Annotated in this window: 20 protein-coding genes; 16 read left to right on the top strand and 4 right to left on the bottom strand. The window is 54.0% G+C overall.

The genetic code is table 11. The features are described from left to right. The first annotated feature begins 216 nt into the window (after window positions 1-216). From ftsE to VXK30_RS16115, 9 genes are all read left to right on the top strand, one after another. Complete coding sequence (ftsE, locus tag VXK30_RS16155) at window positions 217-906, top strand: cell division ATP-binding protein FtsE (RefSeq protein WP_275714727.1); 690 nt, start codon at window positions 217-219, stop codon at window positions 904-906. Next, window positions 896-1,810: a permease-like cell division protein FtsX gene (gene ftsX, locus VXK30_RS16150; RefSeq protein ID WP_275714355.1), complete on the top strand. Its 915-nt coding sequence runs from the start codon at window positions 896-898 to the stop codon at window positions 1,808-1,810. Before ftsE ends, ftsX begins: the two co-directional genes overlap by 11 nt. Next, window positions 1,800-2,993 carry a murein hydrolase activator EnvC family protein gene (locus VXK30_RS16145; RefSeq protein ID WP_275714354.1) on the top strand — a complete coding sequence of 398 codons (1,194 nt, stop codon included), beginning with the start codon at window positions 1,800-1,802 and terminating at the stop codon, window positions 2,991-2,993. Before ftsX ends, VXK30_RS16145 begins: the two co-directional genes overlap by 11 nt. Before the next feature lie 39 nt (window positions 2,994-3,032). After that, window positions 3,033-4,337 (top strand): S41 family peptidase, encoded by a 1,305-nt coding sequence (locus VXK30_RS16140; RefSeq protein WP_275714353.1) that lies wholly within the window; start codon window positions 3,033-3,035, stop codon window positions 4,335-4,337. 263 nt (window positions 4,338-4,600) lie between these two features. Further along, a complete protein-coding gene (gene greA, locus VXK30_RS16135) occupies window positions 4,601-5,086 on the top strand; it encodes a transcription elongation factor GreA (protein ID WP_275714351.1) in 486 nt (161 codons plus the stop codon). 43 nt (window positions 5,087-5,129) lie between these two features. Further along, a complete protein-coding gene (lysS, locus tag VXK30_RS16130) occupies window positions 5,130-6,641 on the top strand; it encodes a lysine--tRNA ligase (protein ID WP_275714349.1) in 1,512 nt (503 codons plus the stop codon). A 349-nt stretch (window positions 6,642-6,990) separates the two neighbouring features. After that, a complete protein-coding gene (locus tag VXK30_RS16125; protein ID WP_275714347.1) occupies window positions 6,991-8,841 on the top strand; it encodes a beta-glucoside-specific PTS transporter subunit IIABC in 1,851 nt (616 codons plus the stop codon). Continuing rightward, a complete protein-coding gene (locus VXK30_RS16120) occupies window positions 8,838-10,292 on the top strand; it encodes a glycoside hydrolase family 1 protein (RefSeq protein ID WP_275714345.1) in 1,455 nt (484 codons plus the stop codon). The genes VXK30_RS16125 and VXK30_RS16120 overlap by 4 nt, the downstream gene beginning before the upstream one ends. Window positions 10,293-10,325: 33 nt before the next feature. Continuing rightward, entirely contained in the window at window positions 10,326-11,198 is an 873-nt protein-coding gene (locus tag VXK30_RS16115) for a PRD domain-containing protein (protein ID WP_275714342.1), read from the top strand. A 38-nt stretch (window positions 11,199-11,236) separates the two neighbouring features. Here the strand turns inward: VXK30_RS16115 and VXK30_RS16110 are convergent, their stop codons facing one another. Next, the gene (locus tag VXK30_RS16110; RefSeq protein WP_275714340.1) at window positions 11,237-11,857 is read right to left on the bottom strand and encodes a Crp/Fnr family transcriptional regulator; all 621 of its coding nucleotides are present in this window, start codon (window positions 11,855-11,857) and stop codon (window positions 11,237-11,239) included. A 260-nt stretch (window positions 11,858-12,117) separates the two neighbouring features. On the opposite strand from VXK30_RS16110, the gene leuC reads away from it, so the two are divergent. The 7 genes from leuC (at window position 12,118) to VXK30_RS16075 (ending at window position 19,792) form a co-directional block, all read left to right on the top strand. Next, window positions 12,118-13,380: a 3-isopropylmalate dehydratase large subunit gene (gene leuC / locus VXK30_RS16105; RefSeq protein ID WP_275714338.1), complete on the top strand. Its 1,263-nt coding sequence runs from the start codon at window positions 12,118-12,120 to the stop codon at window positions 13,378-13,380. 12 nt (window positions 13,381-13,392) lie between these two features. After that, complete coding sequence (gene leuD / locus VXK30_RS16100) at window positions 13,393-13,875, top strand: 3-isopropylmalate dehydratase small subunit (protein WP_275714336.1); 483 nt, start codon at window positions 13,393-13,395, stop codon at window positions 13,873-13,875. 152 nt (window positions 13,876-14,027) lie between these two features. Continuing rightward, window positions 14,028-14,708, top strand: a complete 681-nt coding sequence (locus tag VXK30_RS16095; RefSeq protein ID WP_329493119.1) for a helix-turn-helix domain-containing protein — start codon at window positions 14,028-14,030, stop codon at window positions 14,706-14,708. Next, complete coding sequence (locus tag VXK30_RS16090) at window positions 14,705-15,607, top strand: IS3 family transposase (RefSeq protein ID WP_329493117.1); 903 nt, start codon at window positions 14,705-14,707, stop codon at window positions 15,605-15,607. The genes VXK30_RS16095 and VXK30_RS16090 overlap by 4 nt, the downstream gene beginning before the upstream one ends. Before the next feature lie 281 nt (window positions 15,608-15,888). Further along, entirely contained in the window at window positions 15,889-16,578 is a 690-nt protein-coding gene (locus VXK30_RS16085) for a response regulator transcription factor (protein WP_275717637.1), read from the top strand. A gap of 3 nt (window positions 16,579-16,581) precedes the next feature. Further along, on the top strand, window positions 16,582-18,072 hold the full coding sequence (locus VXK30_RS16080; protein ID WP_275717638.1) for a HAMP domain-containing sensor histidine kinase: 1,491 nt from the start codon (window positions 16,582-16,584) through the stop codon (window positions 18,070-18,072). 25 nt (window positions 18,073-18,097) lie between these two features. Further along, a complete protein-coding gene (locus tag VXK30_RS16075) occupies window positions 18,098-19,792 on the top strand; it encodes a S1C family serine protease (protein WP_275717639.1) in 1,695 nt (564 codons plus the stop codon). Window positions 19,793-19,970: 178 nt separating this feature from the next. On the opposite strand, the gene VXK30_RS16070 is transcribed toward VXK30_RS16075, so the two are convergent. The 3 genes from VXK30_RS16070 to VXK30_RS16060 form a co-directional block, all read right to left on the bottom strand. Next, window positions 19,971-20,843, bottom strand: coding sequence for a DegV family protein (locus tag VXK30_RS16070; protein WP_275717640.1), 873 nt, complete (start codon window positions 20,841-20,843; stop codon window positions 19,971-19,973). Window positions 20,844-21,179: 336 nt separating this feature from the next. Beyond that, window positions 21,180-21,803 (bottom strand): ABC-2 transporter permease, encoded by a 624-nt coding sequence (locus VXK30_RS16065; protein ID WP_275717641.1) that lies wholly within the window; start codon window positions 21,801-21,803, stop codon window positions 21,180-21,182. Then, window positions 21,800-22,660 carry an ABC transporter ATP-binding protein gene (locus VXK30_RS16060; protein WP_275717642.1) on the bottom strand — a complete coding sequence of 287 codons (861 nt, stop codon included), beginning with the start codon at window positions 22,658-22,660 and terminating at the stop codon, window positions 21,800-21,802. The genes VXK30_RS16065 and VXK30_RS16060 overlap by 4 nt, the downstream gene beginning before the upstream one ends. Window positions 22,661-22,690: the final 30 nt, after the last annotated feature.

Raw genomic sequence — 22,690 nt, 5'->3', positions numbered from 1 at the left:
AAATGAAAAAAGAAATCAGAAATATTACAGATTTATTACAATTTAATTCTATTAGAGAATAATAAATCCGTCGCCCATTGGTATTATGTAAACATGCCAATGGGTTTTGGTTTTTTTGGCTTTTTATGGTGAATTTTGTGGGAAATGAATCCTTGTCCTGACTTATCATTTACTCAATGAAAGATCAGTATGAATGAATTTGATGGAGCGATTACATTGATAGAATTTCAGAATGTAAGCAAAACATATTCCAATGGGACAAAAGCGCTCAAGGACGTGAACCTGAAAGTGGACAAGGGCGAGTTTGTCTTTATTGTCGGCTCTTCCGGCGCGGGGAAAAGCACCTTCCTCAAGCTGATTATGTGTGAGGAGAAAGCCAGCGAGGGCGAGATCATCGTCAACGGCAGAAGGCTTTCCACGCTGAGAAAGCGGGACGTGCCGTATATGCGCCGGACGATGGGGATCGTCTTTCAGGATTTCCGGCTGATCGACAATATGACGGTGTTCGACAATGTGGCGTTCGCCATGCATATCGTCGGCGCGACCAACAGGGAAATCCGCAAACGGGTCCCGTATATCCTGAGCCTTGTCGATCTTCAGAACAAGGCGATGTGCCATCCGGCGGAGCTTTCCGGCGGGGAGCAGCAGAGGGTCGGGCTTGCGCGGGCGCTGATCAACAACCCCAAGCTGATTATCGCGGACGAGCCTACGGGCAACATTGACCCCGCCCTTTCCTTTGAAATTGTGGACCTGCTCAACGAAATCAACCGCCGCGGCACCACCATCCTGATGGTGACGCACGAGCATTCGCTGGTCAAGCACTTCCACCGCAGAGTGGTGGAAATCCACGGCGGAAGCATCGTGGCGGACACCGCTTCGCAGAAGGAGGCGCGCCATGAGGATTAACGGACTGGGGTACCTGATGAAAGAGGGTATCAAGAATATCTGGAATAACCGCACCATGAGCTTTGCGTCTGTCGGCGTGCTGATCTCGTGCCTGCTGCTGACGGGCGCGGCGGTGCTTTTTTCCTATAATATCGATTCCGCTATGAAAACGCTGGAGGGCAGCAATTCCGTCAGGGTCTATATGACGCAGGACCTGCCCACGCTTTCCGCCATCAAGGTCGGGGAAGAAATCAAAAAGCTCGATAATATCGAAACCTGTGAATTCGTGCCGAAGGACGACGCCATCCAGCAGTATATGGATATTTTAGGCGATAAGGACGGCACCATGCTGCAGGGCATGACCGGGAAGGAAAACCCGCTGCCGGACGCTTTCAAGGTTTCGTTCAAGGACCTTTCCAAATATAAGGAAACCGCGGCGCAGATTCAGAAGATTTCCGGCGTCGCGAGCATCAACGATTATTCGGACGTGGCGCAGAAGCTGACGAATCTGGACCGGATGATCACCATGGTGGGCTTCTGGATCATCCTGCTGCTCAGTCTGGTTTCCCTGTTCATTATTTCCAATACCATCCGGGTCACCATGTTTTCGCGGCGGGTGGAGATCAGCATTATGAAGTCCGTCGGCGCGACGAACTGGTTTATACGCGTCCCGTTTATTGTGGAGGGCATGATCATCGGAGTCCTTTCGGGGCTGATTTCCAGCCTGATCCTGCTTTTGCTCTACAATAAAATGATTACCTCCATTACCTCCATTATGATGTTTTCTCCCGTTGACATACAGCCCCTCGCGTGGAGCATTACCCTGGCGTTTATTCTGGCCGGAATGCTGTTCGGCGCGGTAGGCGGAGTGATTTCCATCAGCAAATATCTGAAGAAGGAAGGAGGGGAGATCGTTGGCTGGTAGAAAATGGGTCAAAGGATTGCTCGCCGTCGTTCTGGCGCTGGCGATGATTTTTGCTCCTCAGGCCGCCATGCCGGCGTCCGCCGCCAAAAGCCTGAGCCAGCTGCAGAAGGAGCAGGCCGATCTGAAGAAAAAACAGGCGGAGGTTGCCGCCAGGCTGAAAACGCTGAAAGCGGACAAGGCCCAGAAGCAGCAGTATAAAGCGGCGCTGGACACGCAGGCAAGCACCGTGCAGAGCCAGATCGACGTTTTGAATCAGCAGATCAATACTCTGGACGCGGACATTTCCCAGAAGGAATCGCAGATCGCCGATAAGCAGAAAAATATCGACGCGAACTACGAACAGCTCAAGCAAAGGCTGCGCGCGCTCTATCTGACGGGCGAGGCGTCCAACCTTGAGGTTATCCTCAGCGCCAAAAACGTGGTGGATCTTGCGGATAAAACAGAGGCGATTCAGGCCATTACCACGCATGACACCAATTTGATCAATACGCTGAAGTCCGATATGGACAGTATTAAGGCGCAGAAATCGGAGATTGAGACCAACCGCAAAAGCGTTGCCGAAGCAAGGGTGGCGCTGGACACAAAGCAGGGCGAGCTCACTTCGCTGGTCAATGAAACAAAGGCGGTCATTGCGGAGATTTCCCAGAACGAATCGAGCGCCAATCAGGAAAACGCAAAGCTTGCCGAACAGCGCAAGAAGGCGGACGCCGCGATCGACCAGTGGTATAAGGATTATTACGCTTCCCAGAAGGGAACCGGCGGCAGCGGCGGGTACGTGAGCAAGGGCAACTTTGGCTGGCCTCTTCCGGGCGTTACCAATATTACCAGCGGCTACGGCTACCGGTGGGGCAGCCTGCACAAGGGAATCGACATTTCCTCCGCCGGCGTTTACGGCAAGCCGATTGTCGCGGCCGATTCGGGCAAGGTGATGATGGCGGGCTGGGGCAACTACGGCACCGGCTACGGCGGGTACGGCAACGTGGTGGCGATCGACCACGGCGGCGGGTACTCCACCCTGTACGGCCACTGCAGCAGCGTGGCGGTCAGCAAAGGACAGACGGTGAAAAAGGGACAGGTGATCGCCTACGTCGGCAACACCGGGGATTCGCAGGGGGCGCATCTTCATTTTGAAATCCGCGTGAACGGCGTGGCGAAGAATCCGCTGAACTGGTTCAGCAGATAGGCGGAAGGAAAATCCAGAATAAGGAATGATTGATTCGATATGAGCAGAAAGCTGACCTGGGGCGCGGCGGTTGCCCTTGTTGCCGTTACGGCCTCCATTACGGTTTCCCTCACCTACGTTTACGCGATGAGAAACTTCAACACCAAGGTCGCGGATGTCAACGCGCGCCAGGCGATGTATACCAAGCTGAGCGAGATCGACCAGAAGGCAAGGCAGGACTACATCGGAGCAGTGGATGAAACCGCTTTGAACGACGGCATCTGCGCCGGATACGTGGCCGGGTTGGGGGATTCCCAGGCAAAATATTTGTCGGCGGAGAAATATAAGGCGTATGTCAGCGGAAACAGCGGAAAGAATATCGGCGTGGGCATCAAGACCGCCCGCGACAACGACGGCAATATGGAAGTCATTGAGGTAATGCCGAATTCGCCCGCCGAAAAAAGCGGGATCAAAAAGGGCGACACCATTGTCAGCATGGATGATAAGGAGATCGTGCGCATCACCTACGGCGACGCGCTCAACAAGCTGGACGGTGTTTCCGGCTCCAGGGTGAAGTTCGGCATCCTGCGCAGGACGGAGGACGCCGGGGCTTCCGGCGGGATGGAGGCGAAAACCGAAAAGCTCAGCATTACCGTGACCCGCGCGGAGTATACCGAGCGGACGATCACTTCCTCCATGATCAACGGCAACGTGGCCTATCTGAAAATCAGCGAATTTACCGATAACAACGCGGAGCAGTTCAACACGCTGCTCGCCCAGCGCATCAAGGAAGGCGCGGCGGGCGTTGTCGTCGACCTCAGAAGCAATTCCGGCGGAAGCGTGGGCGGGATGGCAGCAATGCTGGACACCCTCCTGCCCGCGGGCAATACGGTCAGCTACAGGAACAAGGCCGGAAAGGTCACCGTGGAGCACACCTCCAATGCAAACGAGGTCAGCCTGCCCATTTCGGTGATTATCGACCGGAACACCTTTGGCGCGGCGGAAATTTTCGCGTCCGATATCAAGGACTATAAAAAAGGACTGCTGGTCGGGGAAAAGACGGCGGGCTTCGGCACAAAGGATGAAGTGATGCCGCTTTCCGACGGGTCGGCGATTATCCTTTCCGTGGCAAATTACCTGACCCTGAACGGCAATGTCTTTAACGGCAAGGGCATTGACGCGGATGTCAGCAAAGAGCTCACCGACGCCCAGCGCGAGCTGCTGGCGAAAAATCAGCTGGCGGGCGAGCAGGACGCGCAGCTGCAGGCCGCGGTTTCCGCGCTGATCCGGCAGGGAGCGAATGTTTCCCAGGCCCCCGGCGCCGCTGCGGAGGTACCGGTGGAAAGCGGAGCCGCGACGGACTGAAGCGGTCTTGGGGATATGCGTTTGCATATCCCTGTTTTTTCCGGAAAATCCGCCCGCCGGGGCGGATTTTATTGACAGAACGGTACGGTATCACTATAATGTATTTATTATAGAAAAAATCAGCAATTCTGTTTACAGTGACAGGTGAAAGTGTTCCTCCCCCGCCGAAAGCGGGGGAGGAACATGAAATTATTCTGCCATTGTGTGGGAAAACGCTGTGGAAAAACTGCAAGAAAATTGCATTGAAAAGGTGGTTATTATATATGGTTAAACAGGTAATCCTGACAAAAGAAGGCCTTGAAAAGCTTGAAAACGAGCTGGAAGAGCTGAAAAGCGTCAAACGCAAGGAAGTGGCGGAGAAAATCAAGATCGCCCTTTCCTTCGGCGACTTGTCTGAAAACAGCGAATATGACGAGGCGAAAAACGATCAGGCGATCGTGGAGGCCCGCATTGCGGATATTGAAGTCATGCTGAAAAACGTCAAGGTGATCGACGAAGACGAGCTCAGCAATGAGAATATCCATATCGGCTCCAAGGTGGAGGTAAGGGTAACGAACCCCTCGACCGGAAACAGCGGCGTCGCCAACTATAAAATTGTCGGCTCGAACGAGGTCGACCCGGTGAACGGAAACATTTCCGACGAATCGCTGGTCGGGAAATCCCTTCTGGGACACGGCATCGGGGATAAAATTGAAATTGAGGTTCCCGCCGGAACGATGGAATACGAGGTTCTCACCATCTCCAAATAACGTTTTTCAGCAGAAGTGAATCTATGATTTAGGAGAGTTACAAATGAGCGAAACGATCAATGAGACGAAGGAAACCTGCCAGCCGGAGCAGGATATCAGCGAACTGCTGCAGATCCGCAGGGATAAGCTGACCGCGCTTCAGCAGGCCGGCAGGGATCCGTTTGCCATTACGGTCTGCCCGCGGGATACGACCGCGCAGGAAATCCGCCAGTCCTTTGAAAAGCTGGAAAACAGCGACGTATGCATCGCCGGCCGCATGATGAGCTGGCGCGACATGGGCAAGGCGAGTTTTCTGGATATCCACGACCGCACCGGCAGGATACAGGTTTATCTGAAAATCGACCAGGTGGGCGAGGAAAGCTATAGCGACCTGAAAAGCTACTGGGACCTGGGCGACATTGTCAGCGTAAAGGGATATGTTTTCAAAACCCGCAGGGGAGAAATTTCCGTTCACGCCAAAGAAATCAGGCTGCTCTCCAAATCGCTGCTGCCCATGCCGGAAAAATTCCACGGGCTGAAGGACACCGATCTGCGCTACCGCCAGCGCTACCTTGACCTGATCGTCAACCCGGAGGTAAAGGATACCTTTATCAAGCGCAGTGAAATCATGAGGACCATCCGCAGCTTTCTGGATGAAAAAGCCTATATCGAGGTGGAGACGCCCGTGCTCAGCAACATTGCGGGCGGCGCCGCCGCACGGCCGTTTATTACGCATCACAATACGCTGGACATCGATATGTACTTAAGGATCGCGACGGAGCTGCATCTGAAAAGGCTGATCGTCGGCGGGATGGAGCGCGTCTACGAAATCGGCCGCATTTTCCGCAACGAGGGAATGGATGTCAAACACAACCCGGAATTCACCACCATCGAGCTTTACGAAGCGTACACGGATTACCGCGGGATGATGGAAATTACCGAGAATATGATCCACGAGTGCGCCGTGAAGGCGTGCGGGTCCGATCAGATCACCTATCAGGGCGAGGACGTCAGTCTGGCCCTGCCGTTCAAGCGCCTCTCCATGAACGACGCGATCAAGGAATACGCGGGAATTGATTTCCTCTCCTTCAAGGGCGACACCGAAAAGGCGAAAGCGGTCGCTAAGGAGCTGGGGCTTGTAACCAAGAGCACCGACAAATGGGGCGATATCATGTCGCTGGCGTTTGAGGAAAAGGTGGAGGAGCATCTCCTGCAGCCGACCTTCATCTATGATTATCCGGTGGAGGTCTCTCCGCTGACCAAGCGCAAGCAGGACTGCCCGGAGCTGGTGGAGCGGTTTGAGCTATTTATTACCCGCCGCGAGCTGGCGAACGCCTACTCCGAGCTGAACGACCCGATCGACCAGCGCGGCCGTTTTATGCGCCAGATGGAGCTGCGCGCCGCGGGCGACGAAGAAGCCAATATGATCGACGAAGACTTCCTGACCGCTCTGGAGTACGGTATGCCGCCGACCGGCGGGATGGGTATGGGCATCGACCGCCTGGTCATGCTCCTGACCGACAGCGCGTCCATCCGCGACGTGCTTCTGTTCCCGACGATGAAGCCGAAGGAATAAAATTACCCCATAAGGTGCCGGTTTTTGGGCTGCTGACCGGAAATTGTGCAAATCTGTATATTAAGGATTATATCCAAAAGTAATCCTTGTGTACGACGCAATTTTGCATAAATTTATGATGCTTTTTTGTGAAAAAACAGTATTGAAAAAGGAAAAAGCCTTTGCTATACTAACAATAAGTTATTCAGTTGGACATGTCACTGGTAATGCAGGCAGGATCCGGCGGAACAAATGAGACTTTTATGCGATGGCCGCAGTAAAGGTTGAGTGTTGTTCTGTTGGGTCTTTTTCTTTTGATGTTTTGGGCCAAAACAGAAAAGGAAGATGGATAAGTGTATGGAGGTTTTTAATGAAAAACTATAAGCAAACCGCAGCGGATGTTCTGCATCTGGTCGGCGGTAAAAAAAATGTGGTACAGTTGGAACACTGCTCTACCCGGCTGCGTTTTACTCTTGTGGACCCCGCAAAGGCAGATACCGCTGCGTTGAAAAAAACGCCCGGTGTTATGGGCGTGATTAGCAGTGGACCCCAGTGCCAGGTTGTCATTGGCAACGATGTGATTGAAGTATATAATGAGTTGATGAAGCTTGGTGACTTTGCTAATGGAAAAGTCGTTTCCGTTAGCAAAGGTGGAAAAAAGAACATCGGTGGTATCATTCTGGATTATATGGTCGGTATCTTCCAGCCGCTGGTTCCCGCAATTGCCGGTGCCGGCGTACTCAAGGCTATGTTGACCATCTTTACCACCTTTGGCTTGCTGACCACCGATATGGTGGCGTACAAGGTATTTGCCGGCGTGGCAGATGCCGCACTATACTATTTGCCTGTTCTGGTCGCCTTTACCACCGCAAACAAGTTCAACTGCAACAAGTTGGTGGCCGTTTCCTTGGCTGCCGCCATGATTCACCCTAACACTGCGGCGTTATTGGGCACGGAGGGCGGTGCTTATCTGTTCGGCTTCAAGCTACAAAGCATCGGCTATACCGGTCAAGTGTTCCCCTCCGTCCTGATCGTCATGTTTATGGCGTCTTTGGAGCACTGGTGCAATAAATGGTGCCCCAAGGTCATCCGCATCTTCTTTGTGCCCCTGTTGTGCCTTGCCGTCGGATTCCCGGTCGGCCTGCTGGTGCTCGGACCTTTGGGCTACAACATCGGCGCCTTGCTGACTGCCGCTATTCTGGCTTTGTATAACACTTTGGGCTGGTTGGCCGTTGCCATCGTAGCCGCAATTCTGCCCTTTATGGTCTCCTTGGGTATGCACAAGGCGCTGGTGCCCTACGCTGTCTCTTCCATCGCAAGCCCTGGCTTCGATATGCTGTACCTGCCTGCCTCTCTGGCACACAATATCGCTGAAGGCGGTGCCTGCCTGGCGGTTGCCCTGAAGACCAAGGATGAAAAACTGCGCTCCACCGCTATTTCCGCCGGTATCTCCGGTCTGTTTGGCATTACAGAGCCCGCTCTGTATGGTGTAACCTTGCAGCACAAAAAGGTGATGACTTCCGTGGTGGCCTCCAGCTTCGTCGGCGGCCTGTTCATCGGCCTGATGAAGGTCAAAGCTTTTGCTGCCGTGGGCCCCGGCATTGCCTCCATGGCAATGTACATCGATGCCGGTAACAGCATGAACTTTATCTGGGCAATTGTGGGCTTTGTTATTTCTGTTGTGGCCTCCTTCGTGCTCACCCTGATTCTGTATAGGGACGATGCAGGAGAGCCTTCTAAGGAAGCTGCACCCGGGGTTGTTACCGATTCTACCGTTTGTAGTCCTCTGCAGGGCAAGACGATTCCCCTGAGCGAAGTAAAGGACGAGGTGTTCTCCAAGGAAATTCTGGGTACCGGCATGGCGGTAGTGCCCGAAAGGGGTGAACTGTATGCCCCCGCTGATGGCACAGTTGAACAGGTGTTAGAGTCCAAGCACGCCATTTCCATGGTTACCTCCACTGGCGCCGAATTGCTGATTCATATTGGCGTAGATACTGTCAAGCTGGAAGGCAAGGGCTTTGCGCCTCAGGTAAAAAACGGTGATGCTGTGAAACAAGGCCAGCTTTTGATGAAATTTGATATTGATGCTATCAAGGCGGCGGGGTACGATGTAACTACACCCATTGTTGTGACAAACGGTGATTCCTTCATCATGACTCCGGCAGCCGAGGGTGTAGTGGCACCCGGTGTTGCCCTGATGAAACTGGAGGCTGTAAAATGAGTTTTCCCAAAGGCTTTTTCTGGGGTGGAGCCCTGGCTGCAAATCAGGTGGAAGGCGCCTGGAACGTAGACGGAAAAGGACCCAGCGTGGCGGATGTCGCCACCTATAAGCCCGGCACGGATGTGAAAGATTACAAGGCTCACGTAGCCATGAACGACGAGGTAATCGCAGTCGCTTTGGCGGACCCCAATGACACCTACTACCCCAAGCGCCGCGGTATCGATTTCTATCACCGCTATAAGGAAGACCTGACACTGTTCGCCGAGATGGGTTTTACCATGTTGCGTATTTCGATCGCATGGAGTCGCATCTTTCCAACGGGAGAAGAAACCAAGCCCAACGAAAAGGGCTTGCAGTTTTACAGCAGCCTGTTTGCGGAAATGCACCGCTTGCACATTGAACCTCTTGTGACTCTGAGCCATTACGAGATGCCCTTGGCCCTGGCCACCAAATACAACGGCTGGGCTGACCGCAGGGTGATCGAACGTTTTGTCCGCTTCTGCCACGTTTGTTTTGAGAGATACAAAAATGATGTGAAATATTGGTTGACCTTCAATGAGGTGGACAGCGTTATCCGTCATCCCTTCACGACGGCGGGCATTGTCCCCAGCCGCGTGCCTGAAGATAAGCTGCTGGAAACCTGCTATCAGGCGCTGCACCACCAGTTTGTGGCCAGCGCGCTGGTAGTCAGGGACTGCCATCAGATAATCCCCGGCAGCAAGGTAGGCTGTATGCTGACCAAGCTGACCACCTACGCCCGTACCTGCGCCCCGGAAGATGAGCTGGCGACTCAGGCGAAAAACCTGGAAAACCTGTTTTATGCCGATGTTCAAGTTTGGGGGGAATATCCGCGCCTGATCCTGAAAATGTTCGAGAGAAAGGGCATAAACCTGAAGACCGAACCGGGCGACGCCGAGATTCTAAAAACCGGCTGTGTGGATTTTGTCTCTTTCAGTTATTATATGTCGATGACGGAATCAGCAGATCCCAAAGCCGAGCGAACCCCGGGCAACACCGTGCTGGGCGTAAAGAATCCGTATCTGCCTACCAACGACTGGGGCTGGCAAGTGGATCCGAAGGGGCTGCGGTACAGCCTGATTGAGCTATATGACCGGTATCGCCTGCCGCTGATGGTCGTAGAAAACGGCATTGGCGCCAAGGATACAGTGGAAGAGGACGGCTCTATTCACGACTTTTACCGCATTGAATATTTTCGTCAGCATATCAGCGAAATGAGCAAAGCAATTGATGAAGGCGTGGAGATGCTGGGGTACACCAGTTGGGCACCCATCGACCTGATTTCTGCCTCTACCAATCAGATGAGTAAGCGGTATGGCTTCATTTATGTGGATCAGGACGATATGGGTCAGGGTTCCCTGACCCGCAGCCGCAAAGACAGCTTTGCATGGTACAAAAAGGTGATCGCAACCAACGGCGGAGATTTGACCTGACCTGTTCAGGATAAGAAAAGGAGGGGGAGACGAATGCAAATACGGAAGGTGCTGAACAGCAGCGTTGTGCTGGTGGCTGATAATGCCGGGGAAGAGTCTATTTTATTGGGCAAGGGTATTGGCTATGACCGTAAGGCCGGGGAGGAGATCGCCCGTCAGCCTTCCGACCGGGTATTTATCCCTTTGTCTAATCCGGATGCGCAGCCAATGCTAAAACTGTTTTCGACGATTCCTTCAGTGTATCTGGAACTGACGCAGGAAATTGTTGCCGATGCCGAGAAAACTTTGAACGAAAAGCTATCATCTCATATCTATCTGATGCTGACAGATCATATGCATTTTGCAGTAGAGCGGCAGCAAAAAGGATTGATTGTAACAAATCGTGTTTTTTGGGAGATTAAGCATTTCTACCGCAAGGAGTTTGATGTGGGGGTACGGGGACTCCAGCGGACGAAGGAACTTTTGAATGTTGAACTGCCGGAAGAGGAGGCGGGCAACATAGCGTTCCATATCGTGAATGCCCGCAAGGACATTGGCGCGGGTTTTGATGCCATGCAGGCTGCCAGGCTGATTAGAGATTTGGCCAACATCGTTACTTATAGCATACATTATCAGGGAGACACGGATAGTATCAATTATTCCCGCTTTATCAGCCACCTGCAATTTTTTGCGGAACGCTTTTTTTCGGCTAAGTTGATGGACAGCAAAGACGATTTCCTGTATCAACAGATGCAAAAGGCCTATCCTGAGGCTATGGCTTGTGCCGAAAAAACCAGGACCTATGTTTTGCGGAATTATAATGTGTTTCTGCCCAACGAAGAGGTTGCGTATTTGGCGCTGCATGTGGCCCGTTTGGTTGATACATCCGAAAAACACGAGCTGACAGAGCAGCCGGGCGAAGGATGAACCGATTTCCTTCGGTACGCAGTGGGACCGATGCGGCTTTATTCTTCGATAAAGCCTTTCAGCCCCGCTTCATCTAAAATTTCCACCTCCCGGTAGCGGGCGGCGGTCCAGCCCCTTTGTGCGAACCGGGTCAGGATGCGGCTGACGGTCACGCGCGACACGCCCGCGAGCCCGGCCAGATCGTCGTGGGTGGCGGACACGGTTCCGTTTTTTTCCAGGCTGAGCAGCAGCCGCGCAAGCCGCTGGTCGGCCTGCAGAAAGGTCATGGAATTGACCTGGGCGGAAAGCATGCGGATGGTCTGCGACAGATAGGTGAGCAGATACATGGCGAGCTGCGGCTCCCGGCGGATACAGTCCATCAGGCTTTGCCGGGTGACCGTGATGATCTCGGATTTTACCAGCGTTTTGGCGCTGGAAACTCTCGGCATCCCGTCGAAAAAGGCCGCTTCGCCGAAGATGCTTCCCGGCTCCAGAACGGTGAGGGTTTTTTCCATGCCGCTTTCCGAGCTGAGGAAAATTTTTACCTTTCCGCGCTTTAAATAATAAAATTCACCGGCGGGGGCCTCCTGCCAGTAAATCATACGGTCTTTTCCGTAGCTGCGGGGCGTGTGGGATCTTTCCAACACGCCCCCTATGTTTTTTTGCGGAAAAAGCTCCATTTTCCATCCCTCCGGTTCGTTCTTTGTGCCAATCTGCGGCTGCAAAACCAAATCGGCGGTTCTCCCTGTTCCGAACGGGGGAGAAACGGTCATTTTGGGTTGATATCCAATTGATCGGCACGATAATATTTGCATAATTGTATCACATGTTACATTCTTTTTTCAAGTTTCCTGCCATAATACGATTAATGACACGGACGCAGTCCGCCGCCCGATGCGGGAACGGTGCGAAGGCGGACGGATGATAGGAGGATATCGCGATGGGAATGACGATGACGCAGAAGATTCTGGCCGCGCACGCCGGGCTGGAGCATGTGGAGGCCGGGCAGCTGATCGAGGCGAAGCTGGACCTGGTGCTTGGCAACGACATCACCTCGCCGGTGGCTATCAACGAGTTTGAAAAATGCGGGGCTTCGTCGGTTTTTGATCAGGATAAGATCGCTTTAGTGCTGGACCATTTTACGCCGAACAAGGACATCAAAGCGGCGGAGCAGTGCCGTCAGGTGCGCGGCTTCGCGGAGAAATACAGCATTACCAATTTCTTCGACGTGGGGCAGATGGGCATTGAGCACGCGCTGCTGCCGGAGCAGGGACTGGTCGGCCCGGGCGACTGCGTCATCGGCGCGGATTCCCACACCTGTACCTACGGCGCGCTCGGCGCGTTTTCCACAGGCGTCGGTTCCACCGACATGGCGGCGGGCATGATTTCCGGAAAGACATGGTTCAAGGTCCCTTCCGCCATCCGGATTGTGCTGAAAAACAAACCCGCCAAATGGGTCAGCGGCAAGGACGTGATCCTGCACCTGATCGGAACGATCGGGGTGGACGGCGCGCTGTACCGCTCGCTGGAATTCACCGGCGAAGGGGTGAGGGCGCTTTCGATGGACGACCGTCTCAGCATTGCGAACATGGCGATCGAGGCCGGGGCCAAGAACGGCATCTTCCCGGTGGACGAAGTGACGCTTGCCTACGAAAAGGACCGCTTCCAGCGGGAGCCGGTGGTCTACGCGGCGGACGAAGACGCCGTTTACGACGAGACCTATGAAATCGACCTGTCGCAACTCAGGCCGACGGTTGCGTTTCCGCATCTGCCGGAGAACACCAGAGTCATTGACGACGTGGGGGAAATCAGGATCGACCAGAGCGTCATCGGCTCCTGCACCAACGGGCGGATCGAGGACCTGCGCATCGCGGCTTCCATCCTGAAGGGCAGGAAGGTGGCCAGGCACGTGCGGTGCATCGTCCTGCCGGGCACACAGGCCATTTATCTGCAGGCCCTGCGCGAAGGGCTGGCGGAAATCTTTGTGGAGGCCGGCGCCGTGTTCAGCACGCCGACCTGCGGCCCATGCCTCGGCGGGCATATGGGGATTCTGGGCAAAGGGGAACGCGCGGTTTCCACGACGAACCGCAATTTTGTGGGCCGCATGGGACATGTGGAATCGGAGGTATATCTTGCCAGCCCGGCCGTTGCCGCGGCGAGCGCCGTGGCGGGCTGTATTGCCGACCCGGATAAACTGGACTGAGGAGGGCTTGAAATGAACGCACACGGATTTGTACACAAATACGGGGACAACGTCGACACGGACGTGATTATTCCCGCGAGATACCTGAACACCGCCTCTCACGCGGAGCTGGCGTCGCACTGCATGGAGGATATCGACAGGGATTTTGTAAAGAATGTAAAAAAAGGCGACATCATTGTCGCGGCGAAAAATTTTGGCTGCGGCTCCTCGCGCGAACACGCGCCGATCGCGATTCAGGCCAGCGGGGTGTCCTGCGTGATCGCGTCCACCTTTGCCCGCATTTTTTACCGCAACGCCATCAACATCGGGCTGCCGATTCTGGAATGCGCACAGGCCGCCGAGGATATCCGGGCGGGCGACGAGGTGGAGGTCGATTTCGACACCGGCGTGATTAAAAACCTGTCCAGCGGGAAAAGCTATAAGGCTCAGCCGTTTCCGCCTTTTATTCAGAATATCATCGCAAAGGGCGGATTGTTAAACAGCATCATGAAATAACGGGGCCATACGAATGGAATTTCGATGGGAGCGCTGCGGCGCTCCCTTTTTTCATGGTGGAAAGCCGTGCGCTGCGAAACTGTGCTGATATGCTACCCCCAGATAGGACAGTGAAATAAAAAAGCACTGTTCTTCAGTCTGGGGGTAAAATTATGCCGAATAGGAAGAAGACAACAGCCGAAGAAAAGATCCGTATTGTAGAATTGTATTTGTCAGGCAAAATTGGATACAGCGAAGCAGGAAAACAGGCGGGAGTAGATTGCAAGACGATTGCGCGTTGGGTCAGTCGGTACAAGACGGAAGGGCCTGCGGGGTTTCTGACCCACGGACACGACCGGGCATACGGCAAGGAAACGAAACTATCGGCAGTTTTGGATTATCTTGCTGGGAAAGGTTCTCTTCAGGAAATCTGCGAAAAGTACGGAATCCGTGATACCCGGCAGCTCAGGGATTGGCTGAGGGTATATAATTGTCATGAAGACTTCAGGATACATACGGGAGGGAGTCGCATGACGAAGGGCCGGGATACAACCGCGAAAGAACGGATGGAGATCGTAAAAGCGTGTATCGTCAACGGGAATGATTACGGCGGTACAGCGCTTAAGTATCGAGTTTCTTACCAGCAGGTTTACACCTGGACGAGGAAATACCGAAATATGGGCAGGGCGGGGCTGGAGGACCGGCGGGGACACCGGGCCGGGACGCTTCCGAGCCGGACGCCGGAAGAAGAACTCAGAGACAAGGTTGCTCAGCTTGAACGGAAAAACTATGATCTGGAAATGGAGAACGCTCTGTTAAAAAAAGTGAAGGAATTGGAGAGGAGGCGACGTTGAGCTTCATCAGGCATCCGGCGGCTTACGGCGCGGTAAGCACGCTGTCTGCGGAACGGGTATTCCCTGTTTGGAAACTCTGCGGCTTTCTGCACATCACGCGCTCGGCGTATTACAGATGGCTGAAGCACCCGAAAAGCAGCCGCGAGTTGGAAAACGAACTCATCGCAGGCGAGGTCGAGAAAATCCATAGCCTGCATACGGATATGGGATACCGCAGAATACGGGATGAGTTGGACAGGCATCATGGCATTCATGTCAACGACAAGCGAGTACTCCGCATCGACCGTGCACTTCATATTCAGTCCAGCGTCAAATACCGTCGGCACGGGTGCACAAAAAGTGCGGCATCGCCGGAATACATTGCCAAAAACTATTTGAACCGCAAATTTTATGCGGACGCTCCGAACCGAAAATGGTTGACCGATGTAACGGAATTCAAGTATTTCATCGGCCCGGAAATCCGCAAGGTTTATCTGAGCGCTATTCTGGACTTGTACGACCGGCGCATCGTTGCCTATGCCGTAGGCGATCATAATGACAACAGGTTGGTATTCAATACGCTGGATGCTGCCGTGGCCGCTAATCCGGACGCACACCCGCTATTTCACAGTGACCGGGGGTACCAGTATACCAGCCGTTCTTTTCACTCGAAATTGCATGCCGCCAAGATGAAGCAAAGCATGTCCAGAGTGGCGCACTGTATTGACAATGGGCCGATGGAAGGCTTTTGGGGTATCCTCAAACGGGAAATGTACTATGGACGCAAATTCACCGACCGGAAACAGATCACGCAAGCCATTTCAGAGTATATTTACTTTTACAACTACCGGCGACTGCAGCGCCGATTGTCTGTTATGACACCCATGGAGTTCCATGCACAGTACGCAAAAGCTGCGTAAAAATTGCTGCCCGCCGGTTCCGGCGGACAGCAGTCCTAAAAATCTTTTTATTTTTTCATTGTCCTCTTGACGGGGTGCACACCATGCGGCGGGCCGGCAATTCATATATTATTTAAAAACTTTTATAAAAAATTCATGACTTTTCGGGGGAATTCCCTTATAATCAGATATATACATTCAGATTGGAGGCAGTTCCGTTCGGAATGAAAAATCAGGCGTATTTCCTGATGCCGTCCAATTCAAAACGCTGCGGCTGCGGGGTATGAAGGAGGAAGTTAAAAATGCCGGCTGGAAAAATTTTAGTGGTTGATGACGACCAGAATATATGTGAGCTGCTGAGGCTTTATATCGAAAAGGAAGGCTTTGAGGTTGCGATCGCCAACGACGGACGCAAGGCGCTGGAGGCTTTTGACGCGGAAGCCCCCGACCTGATTATGCTCGACATCATGCTGCCCGAGCTGGACGGCTGGCAGGTCTGCCGGGAAATCCGCAAGAAATCGCAGTGCCCGATCATCATGCTTACCGCAAAAGGCGAGGTCTTTGACAAGGTGCTCGGACTGGAGCTGGGCGCGGACGACTACGTGGTGAAGCCGTTTGAGGCAAAGGAGGTCGTGGCCAGAATTAAGGCCGTGCTGCGCCGCCTGGGCAAAAACAGCGAGGAGCTGGTGAAAGAGGTCAAATACGACAAGCTTTCCATCAACCTTACGAACTACGAGCTGCGGGTCAACGGCGTTCAGGTCGACACGCCGCCGAAGGAAATGGAACTGATTTACCACCTTGCGAGCAACCCGAACCGCGTTTTTACGCGCGACCAGCTGCTCGACGAGGTGTGGGGCTTCGATTATTACGGCGACAGCCGGACCGTGGACGTGCACGTCAAGCGCCTGCGTGAGAAACTGGAAGGCGTCTCCGACAAGTGGGCGCTCAAAACGGTCTGGGGCGTCGGTTATAAATTTGAAGTTAAGGAATAAAAAATGCAGAAAACACTGTTTAAAAAGTATCTGCGGATTACCTCCTCGATTATTTTCATCAGCTTTCTGTTCCTGAGCTTCGTCATGCTGATTTTCTTTTCGAACTACTGGCAGACGGAAAAAAGGAACCTGCTGAGGAAGAACGCCGAGAGCGTGGCGGCAATCGCGGCGGACAGCGTTACTTCGGTGGAGGACAACGTCTATACGATCCACACCGACCGGATGAAGGCGTTTATCGCGGCCTTTTCCGACAACATCGACGCGGATATCTTTGTGACAAAGCTGAACGGCCAGATCGTGATCGCCTCCTACGACAGCACCAGCGGGATCAATGACGGCCGGAATGTCAGCGAGGAAATCATGAAAAAGGCGATCTCCGGCGGGTACAACAATCAGGGAACCATGGGCGGAATTTACAGCCAGCCTTATTACATTGTCGGGGTGCCGATCAACGTGGTGAATATCGACGGCAGCAAGACCGCCATTGGCGCCGTGTTCACGGCTTACAATGTGCGGTCGTTCAATTCTTTCCGCGGGGAAATCCTGCGGATGTTCCTGCTGGCCGCTATCGCCGCGTTTATGGTATCCTTCTGCGCGGTGTGGCTGTTCTCCTATAAGCTGGTCCAGCCGCTGCGCAATATGGCCGCGGCGGCGCGCTCCTTCGGGGACGGAAACTTTTCCGTGCGCGTGCCGGTCACCAGCCAGGACGAAATCGGCCAGCTGGCGATCGCCTTCAACAACATGGCGAGTTCCCTCTCCACGGGCGAAAACGTAAGGCGCAATTTTATCGCAAACGTATCGCACGAGCTGAAAACGCCGATGACGACGATCGCGGGCTTTATCGACGGGATCCTGGACGGCACGATTCCCGAGGAGAAGCAGAGCCATTATCTGAATATCGTCTCGCAGGAGGTCAAAAGGCTGTCCCGGCTGGTGCGCACCATGCTGGACCTTTCCAGAATCGACAGCGGCGAGCTGAAGCTCCGCCCGGGAAGGTTTGACCTGACCAATACGATTCTGATCGCGCTTCTGTCCTTTGAAAAGGCGATTGAAGACAAGAAGCTGGAAATCCGCGGGCTGGAGGATGCGGAAAGCCTGTTTGTGGACGGCGATCCGGACATGATTCATCAGGTCGTGTATAATCTGATAGAAAACGCGGTCAAGTTTACCAATGTGGGCGGGTATATCGAGATCAGGATCCTTGACCAGCCCGACAGGACCAGCGTCGTGATCAAAAACAGCGGTCCGGGTATTGCTCCGGAGGAGCTTTCGCTGATTTTCGACCGTTTCTACAAGACCGACAAGTCCCGCAGCCAGGATAAAAACGGGATGGGCCTGGGATTGTATATCGTCCGTACGATTATTAAGCTGCACGGTGGGGAAATTAATGTCAGCAGCGTGCAGAATGAATATTGTCAGTTTGAATTCTGGCTGCCCAAAATCAACGAGCCGCACCTGTTAAAGGACGGATCATCCGAGCAGGCCAAAGAATAAATCATTTTCAGAAAGGGTATTTCTTATGAGTGACAGCGAGTTCGATCACAATCATAACGGGGAAAAAGACCCGTGGGATACCGGAGACATCAACCAGCCCGCGGACGAACAGCCCGCGGCAGCGGAACAGGGGGGCGACCCGGAGCAGGAGCAGCCGGAGGAACAACAGGGACAGGACGCGCCGTCTTCTGCTGGGCAGGAGGGAACGCCCGCTCCGCCAGACCCGGAGCCGGACAGCCGGAATACGGAACAGGCGCCTCCTCCTTACGGCCAGCCGCCGTATCAGGATCCGCAGAATCCGTATTCGCCCTACGGCCAGTACAACAACAACCCGTACGGCCAGTATCACCAGCCCTACGGGAACTATAACGGCCCCTACGGCGGCTATCGCCAGGATCAGTACGGTCAGCAGCCGTACTGGTCGTATCAGCCGTACGGCGGGCAGCACCCTGATCAGAACCCGCAGGAGCCGAAACCGCCCAAACGGAAAAACACCGGCCTGCGCGTGTTCCTCTGGATTCTGGGAGGGCTGACGGCGGCGTTCGTGCTGGGCTTCTGCATTTACGGCGTTCAGACGGCCATCGGTCAGCAGAGCGGCTGGCCGCAGGGCACAGCTTCGCAGCCGGAATATGACGACGGGGAAAAATCCGCCGATTCCGGGAGCACATCCAGCCAGGCGCAGATTCAGGGCGGAATCAAGGGAGACGGAACCAATCCGAACTCCTCCGGCATTACGATCGTGCCGGAGCCGGGCACCGGCCAGCTGAGCGCCAAGGACGTCTACAAGAAAGTGGCGGACAGCGTGGTCGGAGTGGAAACCACCGTGGCCGGCACAACGGGCAGCCAGGGCGGCGTGATCCAGGGCACCGGCATTGTGGCAAGCAAGGACGGATATATCCTGACGAACGCGCATGTGGTCAATTATTCCCGCGCGAACAAGGTAAAGGTCATCCTTCACGATAAAAAAGAATACGAGGCGACGGTCGTCGGCTACGACAAAACCTCCGACCTCGCCGTGCTGCGCATCAACGCGAGCAGCCTGAGCGCCGCGGTGTTCGGCAACGCGGACCAGCTTGAAATCGGGGACGAGGTGATCGCCATCGGCAATCCGGGCGGCATGGAGTATTCCAGCTCCCTGACGGGCGGTTATGTGTCCGCGCTGAACCGCACCATCGAAAGCCACAGCGACAACGGCATGACCTACATCCAGACTGACGCGGCCATCAATCCGGGCAACTCCGGCGGTCCGCTGGTCAATATGTACGGGCAGGTCGTCGGCATCAATTCCAATAAGATTGTCGCCACCGGCTACGAGGGAATGGGCTTTGCCATTCCCGTCAGCAAGGCGAAAACCATCATCGACGACCTGGTCGCGCGCGGATATGTCAGCGGGCGCAGCCGTCTGGGCATTACGGCGACCACCATCACCGATATCCAGTCGCAGCTTTCCGGCTATCCGACCGGCGTGATGATCCGTGAGATCAGCTCGGAAAGCGACCTGACGAAATCCGGCGTCGCCGTGGGCGACGTGATTACCAAGGCGGACGGCCAGACGGTCGCCAGCCTGGACGATCTGTACGCGGTGCTGAACAAGCATAAGGCGGGCGACACCATCTCGCTGACCATTTTCAGAATAAGTACCGGACAGAGTACCACCGGCAGCACCCGGACGGTGAAAACCAGGCTGCTGGAAGACAAGGGCGAAACACAGGCAAAATAATGCATAACAATGCGCCTCGACAGGGCTTTTAAAAGCCGTGCCGGGGCGCCTGCTTTTTCCGGGATTGCGACGGATTCCAATAGAGAGAGGGAACGAACTCCTTTCGCCGCGACGGGCGCGGCACCTCCCTCACGGAGGGAGGCGGGGATGGGTCGTCCCGTCCTTTCGTTCCGGCGGTTTAACGGTGTGTGCCGAGGAAAAACAGCGCGATGGTTCCCGGGCCGGAGTGCGCTCCGATCACCGGGCCGACGTAGTTGGTCACGACGGTCTTGACGCCGAATCTGTTTTTCACCTGTTCCGCCACATAGTCGGCGTCCTCCTGGGAATCGCCGTGGCTGATGAACACGACCTGCGACGCGGGGTCGATTGCCGTTTCCTCCATATGGTCGATTAGCGCGGTGAGCGACGCACGGCGGCCTCTGGCCTTTCCGACGTTGACCAGGTGGCCTTCGTCGTCCACATGCAGGACGGGCTTGATGTTCAGCATGGTGCCGATCAGGGCGGTCGTCGCGGAGATTCTGCCGCCGCGTTTCAGGTGGTTCAGGTCCTCCACGGTAAACCAGTGGCAGAGGTGCAGCTTGTTCTCTTCCAGCCAGGCACGCACCTCGTCGATATTTTTGCCGCCGCGCTTTTGCTGGACGGCATGGTAGATCAGCAGCCCCTGCCCCAGAGAGGCGCAGAGCGTGTCCACTGCGTATACCCGGCGCTCCGGATATTTTACCGCCAGTTCCTTACAGGCCATCTGCGCGGCGTTGCAGGTGTTGCTCAGCCCGCTGGAAAACGCGATGCAGAGGACGTCTTTTCCGGACTGGAGAATCGGCTCCATCGCGCCGGCAAAGGCCTCCACATTCACCGCGGAGGTCGTACAGCTTTCTCCCGCGCGGATACACCGGTAAAATTCCTGAAAGGAGAGCTCGCGCCCGTCCAGATAATTGCGGTATTCCTTTTCCGCCAGATTAAAGGAGAGTGGGAGCACGGTAAGCTCCAAATCCCGGGCCATTTCCGCGGTCAGATCACAGGAGGAATCCGTTACTATGACAAAATCGTTCATACGCTTCTCCTTACCTTCTGTAATAAAATTTACTGATTAAAAATAACCGATTTCAAGAATATCCACAGCATTTCCAGTTGATTCTGAAACAAGGTTGTGTTCCTCCCCCACCGAAGGGGAGAGGAATGTGCTTTGTTTCTCAAACTGAAATATCATTGCTATAAAATTCTCTTATCATAAAATATATTCTATCATTTTCCAACTGAAATATAAGTCGAATCCGGAATTAATCCGGGAATATAATATAAAAAATAAGATTATGTAATATGGAATATTAGGTTCGGCTAATAAAAAAGGAACGGATTTCCGTTCCTTTTTTTAATGCTTTATTATGCCCTAATTTTCCTTGTTCTCCAGTATCTTGCAGGAGAGATAATAGGAAACCACGGAAAAGACCACCAGAAAAACGGGCGAAATTTTCAGCAAGAAGAGGATCTGTGCGTCGCTCGGCGCGGCAAATCGCGCCTGTTTCAAGAGGAAAGCGCCGAGTGTGGGAATCAGAACAATCACCAGCAGCGCAAGCCGCGCTTTCTGCGTTCCGAACCGGTAAAACAGCGGGATCAGAATTTCACAGAGCAGCAGAGCCGCCCCGACGGCGGCGTAGACAGCGGCGCCGGTTTCTTCCGACAGGCTGCCGGACAGCAGGTTCATCAAGAACGGAATCAAAGCCATTCCGCAGGTCAGCAGAAGAGTGAGAAGATATCTGGCAAAAACAAGTTTTCCCCTGGTAATCGGAAGAGTAAGCGCGTAGGTATTCCATTTTGACATTTCATCATAGGCAAAGGCGTTTGTGAGAACAATCATCGGCAGCATCGGTATCAAGGTGAGCAGCATAGAAGTGATCTGATCGGTTCCGCTCCCCGTTGCGGCAAAAAAGATGATATAGAAAGCCAGCAGGAACAGGAAAATCCGCCCCTGCCTTTTCAGGTACAAAAAATCTTTCAGCAATAATCCCGTCATGATCTGCCCCCCTTTACATAAATCAGCATGATATCGTCTATGGTGGCCGGGTCGACGACCAGGCCGGAATATTTCCGCCGGGTGGCGTCCCGGTCCGTTACCAGCGCTTCATAGCCGAAATCGGTTTTGCGCCAGCGGACAAGATCGTCCGGATCGATCCGCTGGAAATCCTTCGGGCCGCATTTCACGATCCCATACTGATAAATCAGGTCGTCCTTGGAGCGGTCGAAAATGATCTTTCCCTCGTGGATGAAAACGACATAATCCGCTACCTTCTCAAGGTCGCCGGTAATGTGGGAGGAAAACAGGACGGCATGGGATTCATCCTGAATGAAGTCGAGAAAGATATCGAGGATTTCGCTGCGCACGACCGGGTCAAGACCGCTGGTCGCCTCGTCGAGGATTAAGAGGCGCGGGCGGTGCGCCAGCGCGCTGGCAATGCTCAGCTTCATCTTCATTCCCTTGGAATATTCTTTGATCATTTTGTTTTTCGGCAGCTTGAACTGGCTCAGATACCGGCCGAACAGATCGTCGTCCCATGTCTGAAAGACCGACCGCAGGATGGAAGCGATGTCCCCGGCTTTAAACTCGCCGTGAAAGTAGCTTTCGTCGAACACCACGCCGATCTGTTCCTTGATTTTCTGTTCGTCCTTTCTGTTGTCCAATCCGAAAATCTGGACGGAGCCGCCGTCCCGCTTCATTTCATTTAAGATCAGCTTGATGGTGGTTGTTTTCCCCGCGCCGTTTTCGCCGACAAAACCGACGATGCTGCCGGACGGGACCGTAAAGCTCACGTTCTGCAGATGAAACGACGGGTAATCCTTACAAAGATTGCTGACTTTGAGAATGTTGTCCATAGTTACCTCCATGGCGCTGTGCCGGATTTT

This window comes from Caproiciproducens sp. CPB-2 (genome assembly GCF_036287215.1).
Lineage (GTDB): Bacteria > Bacillota > Clostridia > Oscillospirales > Acutalibacteraceae > Caproiciproducens.
This window is presented reverse-complemented; position numbering and strand designations above follow the sequence as displayed.

Excerpts from the sequence above, each read along its gene's own strand:
- ftsX (WP_275714355.1), top strand. The coding sequence starts at position 896 with ATGAGGATTAACGGACTGGGGTACCTGATGAAAGAGGGTATCAAGAAT.
- VXK30_RS16140 (WP_275714353.1), top strand. The coding sequence starts at position 3,033 with ATGAGCAGAAAGCTGACCTGGGGCGCGGCGGTTGCCCTTGTTGCCGTT.
- greA (WP_275714351.1), top strand. The coding sequence starts at position 4,601 with ATGGTTAAACAGGTAATCCTGACAAAAGAAGGCCTTGAAAAGCTTGAA.
- VXK30_RS16120 (WP_275714345.1), top strand. The coding sequence starts at position 8,838 with ATGAGTTTTCCCAAAGGCTTTTTCTGGGGTGGAGCCCTGGCTGCAAAT.
- VXK30_RS16110 (WP_275714340.1), bottom strand. The coding sequence starts at position 11,857 with ATGGAGCTTTTTCCGCAAAAAAACATAGGGGGCGTGTTGGAAAGATCC.
- VXK30_RS16085 (WP_275717637.1), top strand. The coding sequence starts at position 15,889 with ATGCCGGCTGGAAAAATTTTAGTGGTTGATGACGACCAGAATATATGT.
- leuD (WP_275714336.1), top strand. The coding sequence starts at position 13,393 with ATGAACGCACACGGATTTGTACACAAATACGGGGACAACGTCGACACG.
- VXK30_RS16095 (WP_329493119.1), top strand. The coding sequence starts at position 14,028 with ATGCCGAATAGGAAGAAGACAACAGCCGAAGAAAAGATCCGTATTGTA.
- VXK30_RS16075 (WP_275717639.1), top strand. The coding sequence starts at position 18,098 with ATGAGTGACAGCGAGTTCGATCACAATCATAACGGGGAAAAAGACCCG.
- VXK30_RS16065 (WP_275717641.1), bottom strand. The coding sequence starts at position 21,803 with ATGACGGGATTATTGCTGAAAGATTTTTTGTACCTGAAAAGGCAGGGG.
- lysS (WP_275714349.1), top strand. The coding sequence starts at position 5,130 with ATGAGCGAAACGATCAATGAGACGAAGGAAACCTGCCAGCCGGAGCAG.
- VXK30_RS16115 (WP_275714342.1), top strand. The coding sequence starts at position 10,326 with ATGCAAATACGGAAGGTGCTGAACAGCAGCGTTGTGCTGGTGGCTGAT.
- VXK30_RS16080 (WP_275717638.1), top strand. The coding sequence starts at position 16,582 with ATGCAGAAAACACTGTTTAAAAAGTATCTGCGGATTACCTCCTCGATT.
- leuC (WP_275714338.1), top strand. The coding sequence starts at position 12,118 with ATGGGAATGACGATGACGCAGAAGATTCTGGCCGCGCACGCCGGGCTG.
- VXK30_RS16125 (WP_275714347.1), top strand. The coding sequence starts at position 6,991 with ATGAAAAACTATAAGCAAACCGCAGCGGATGTTCTGCATCTGGTCGGC.
- VXK30_RS16070 (WP_275717640.1), bottom strand. The coding sequence starts at position 20,843 with ATGAACGATTTTGTCATAGTAACGGATTCCTCCTGTGATCTGACCGCG.
- VXK30_RS16060 (WP_275717642.1), bottom strand. The coding sequence starts at position 22,660 with ATGGACAACATTCTCAAAGTCAGCAATCTTTGTAAGGATTACCCGTCG.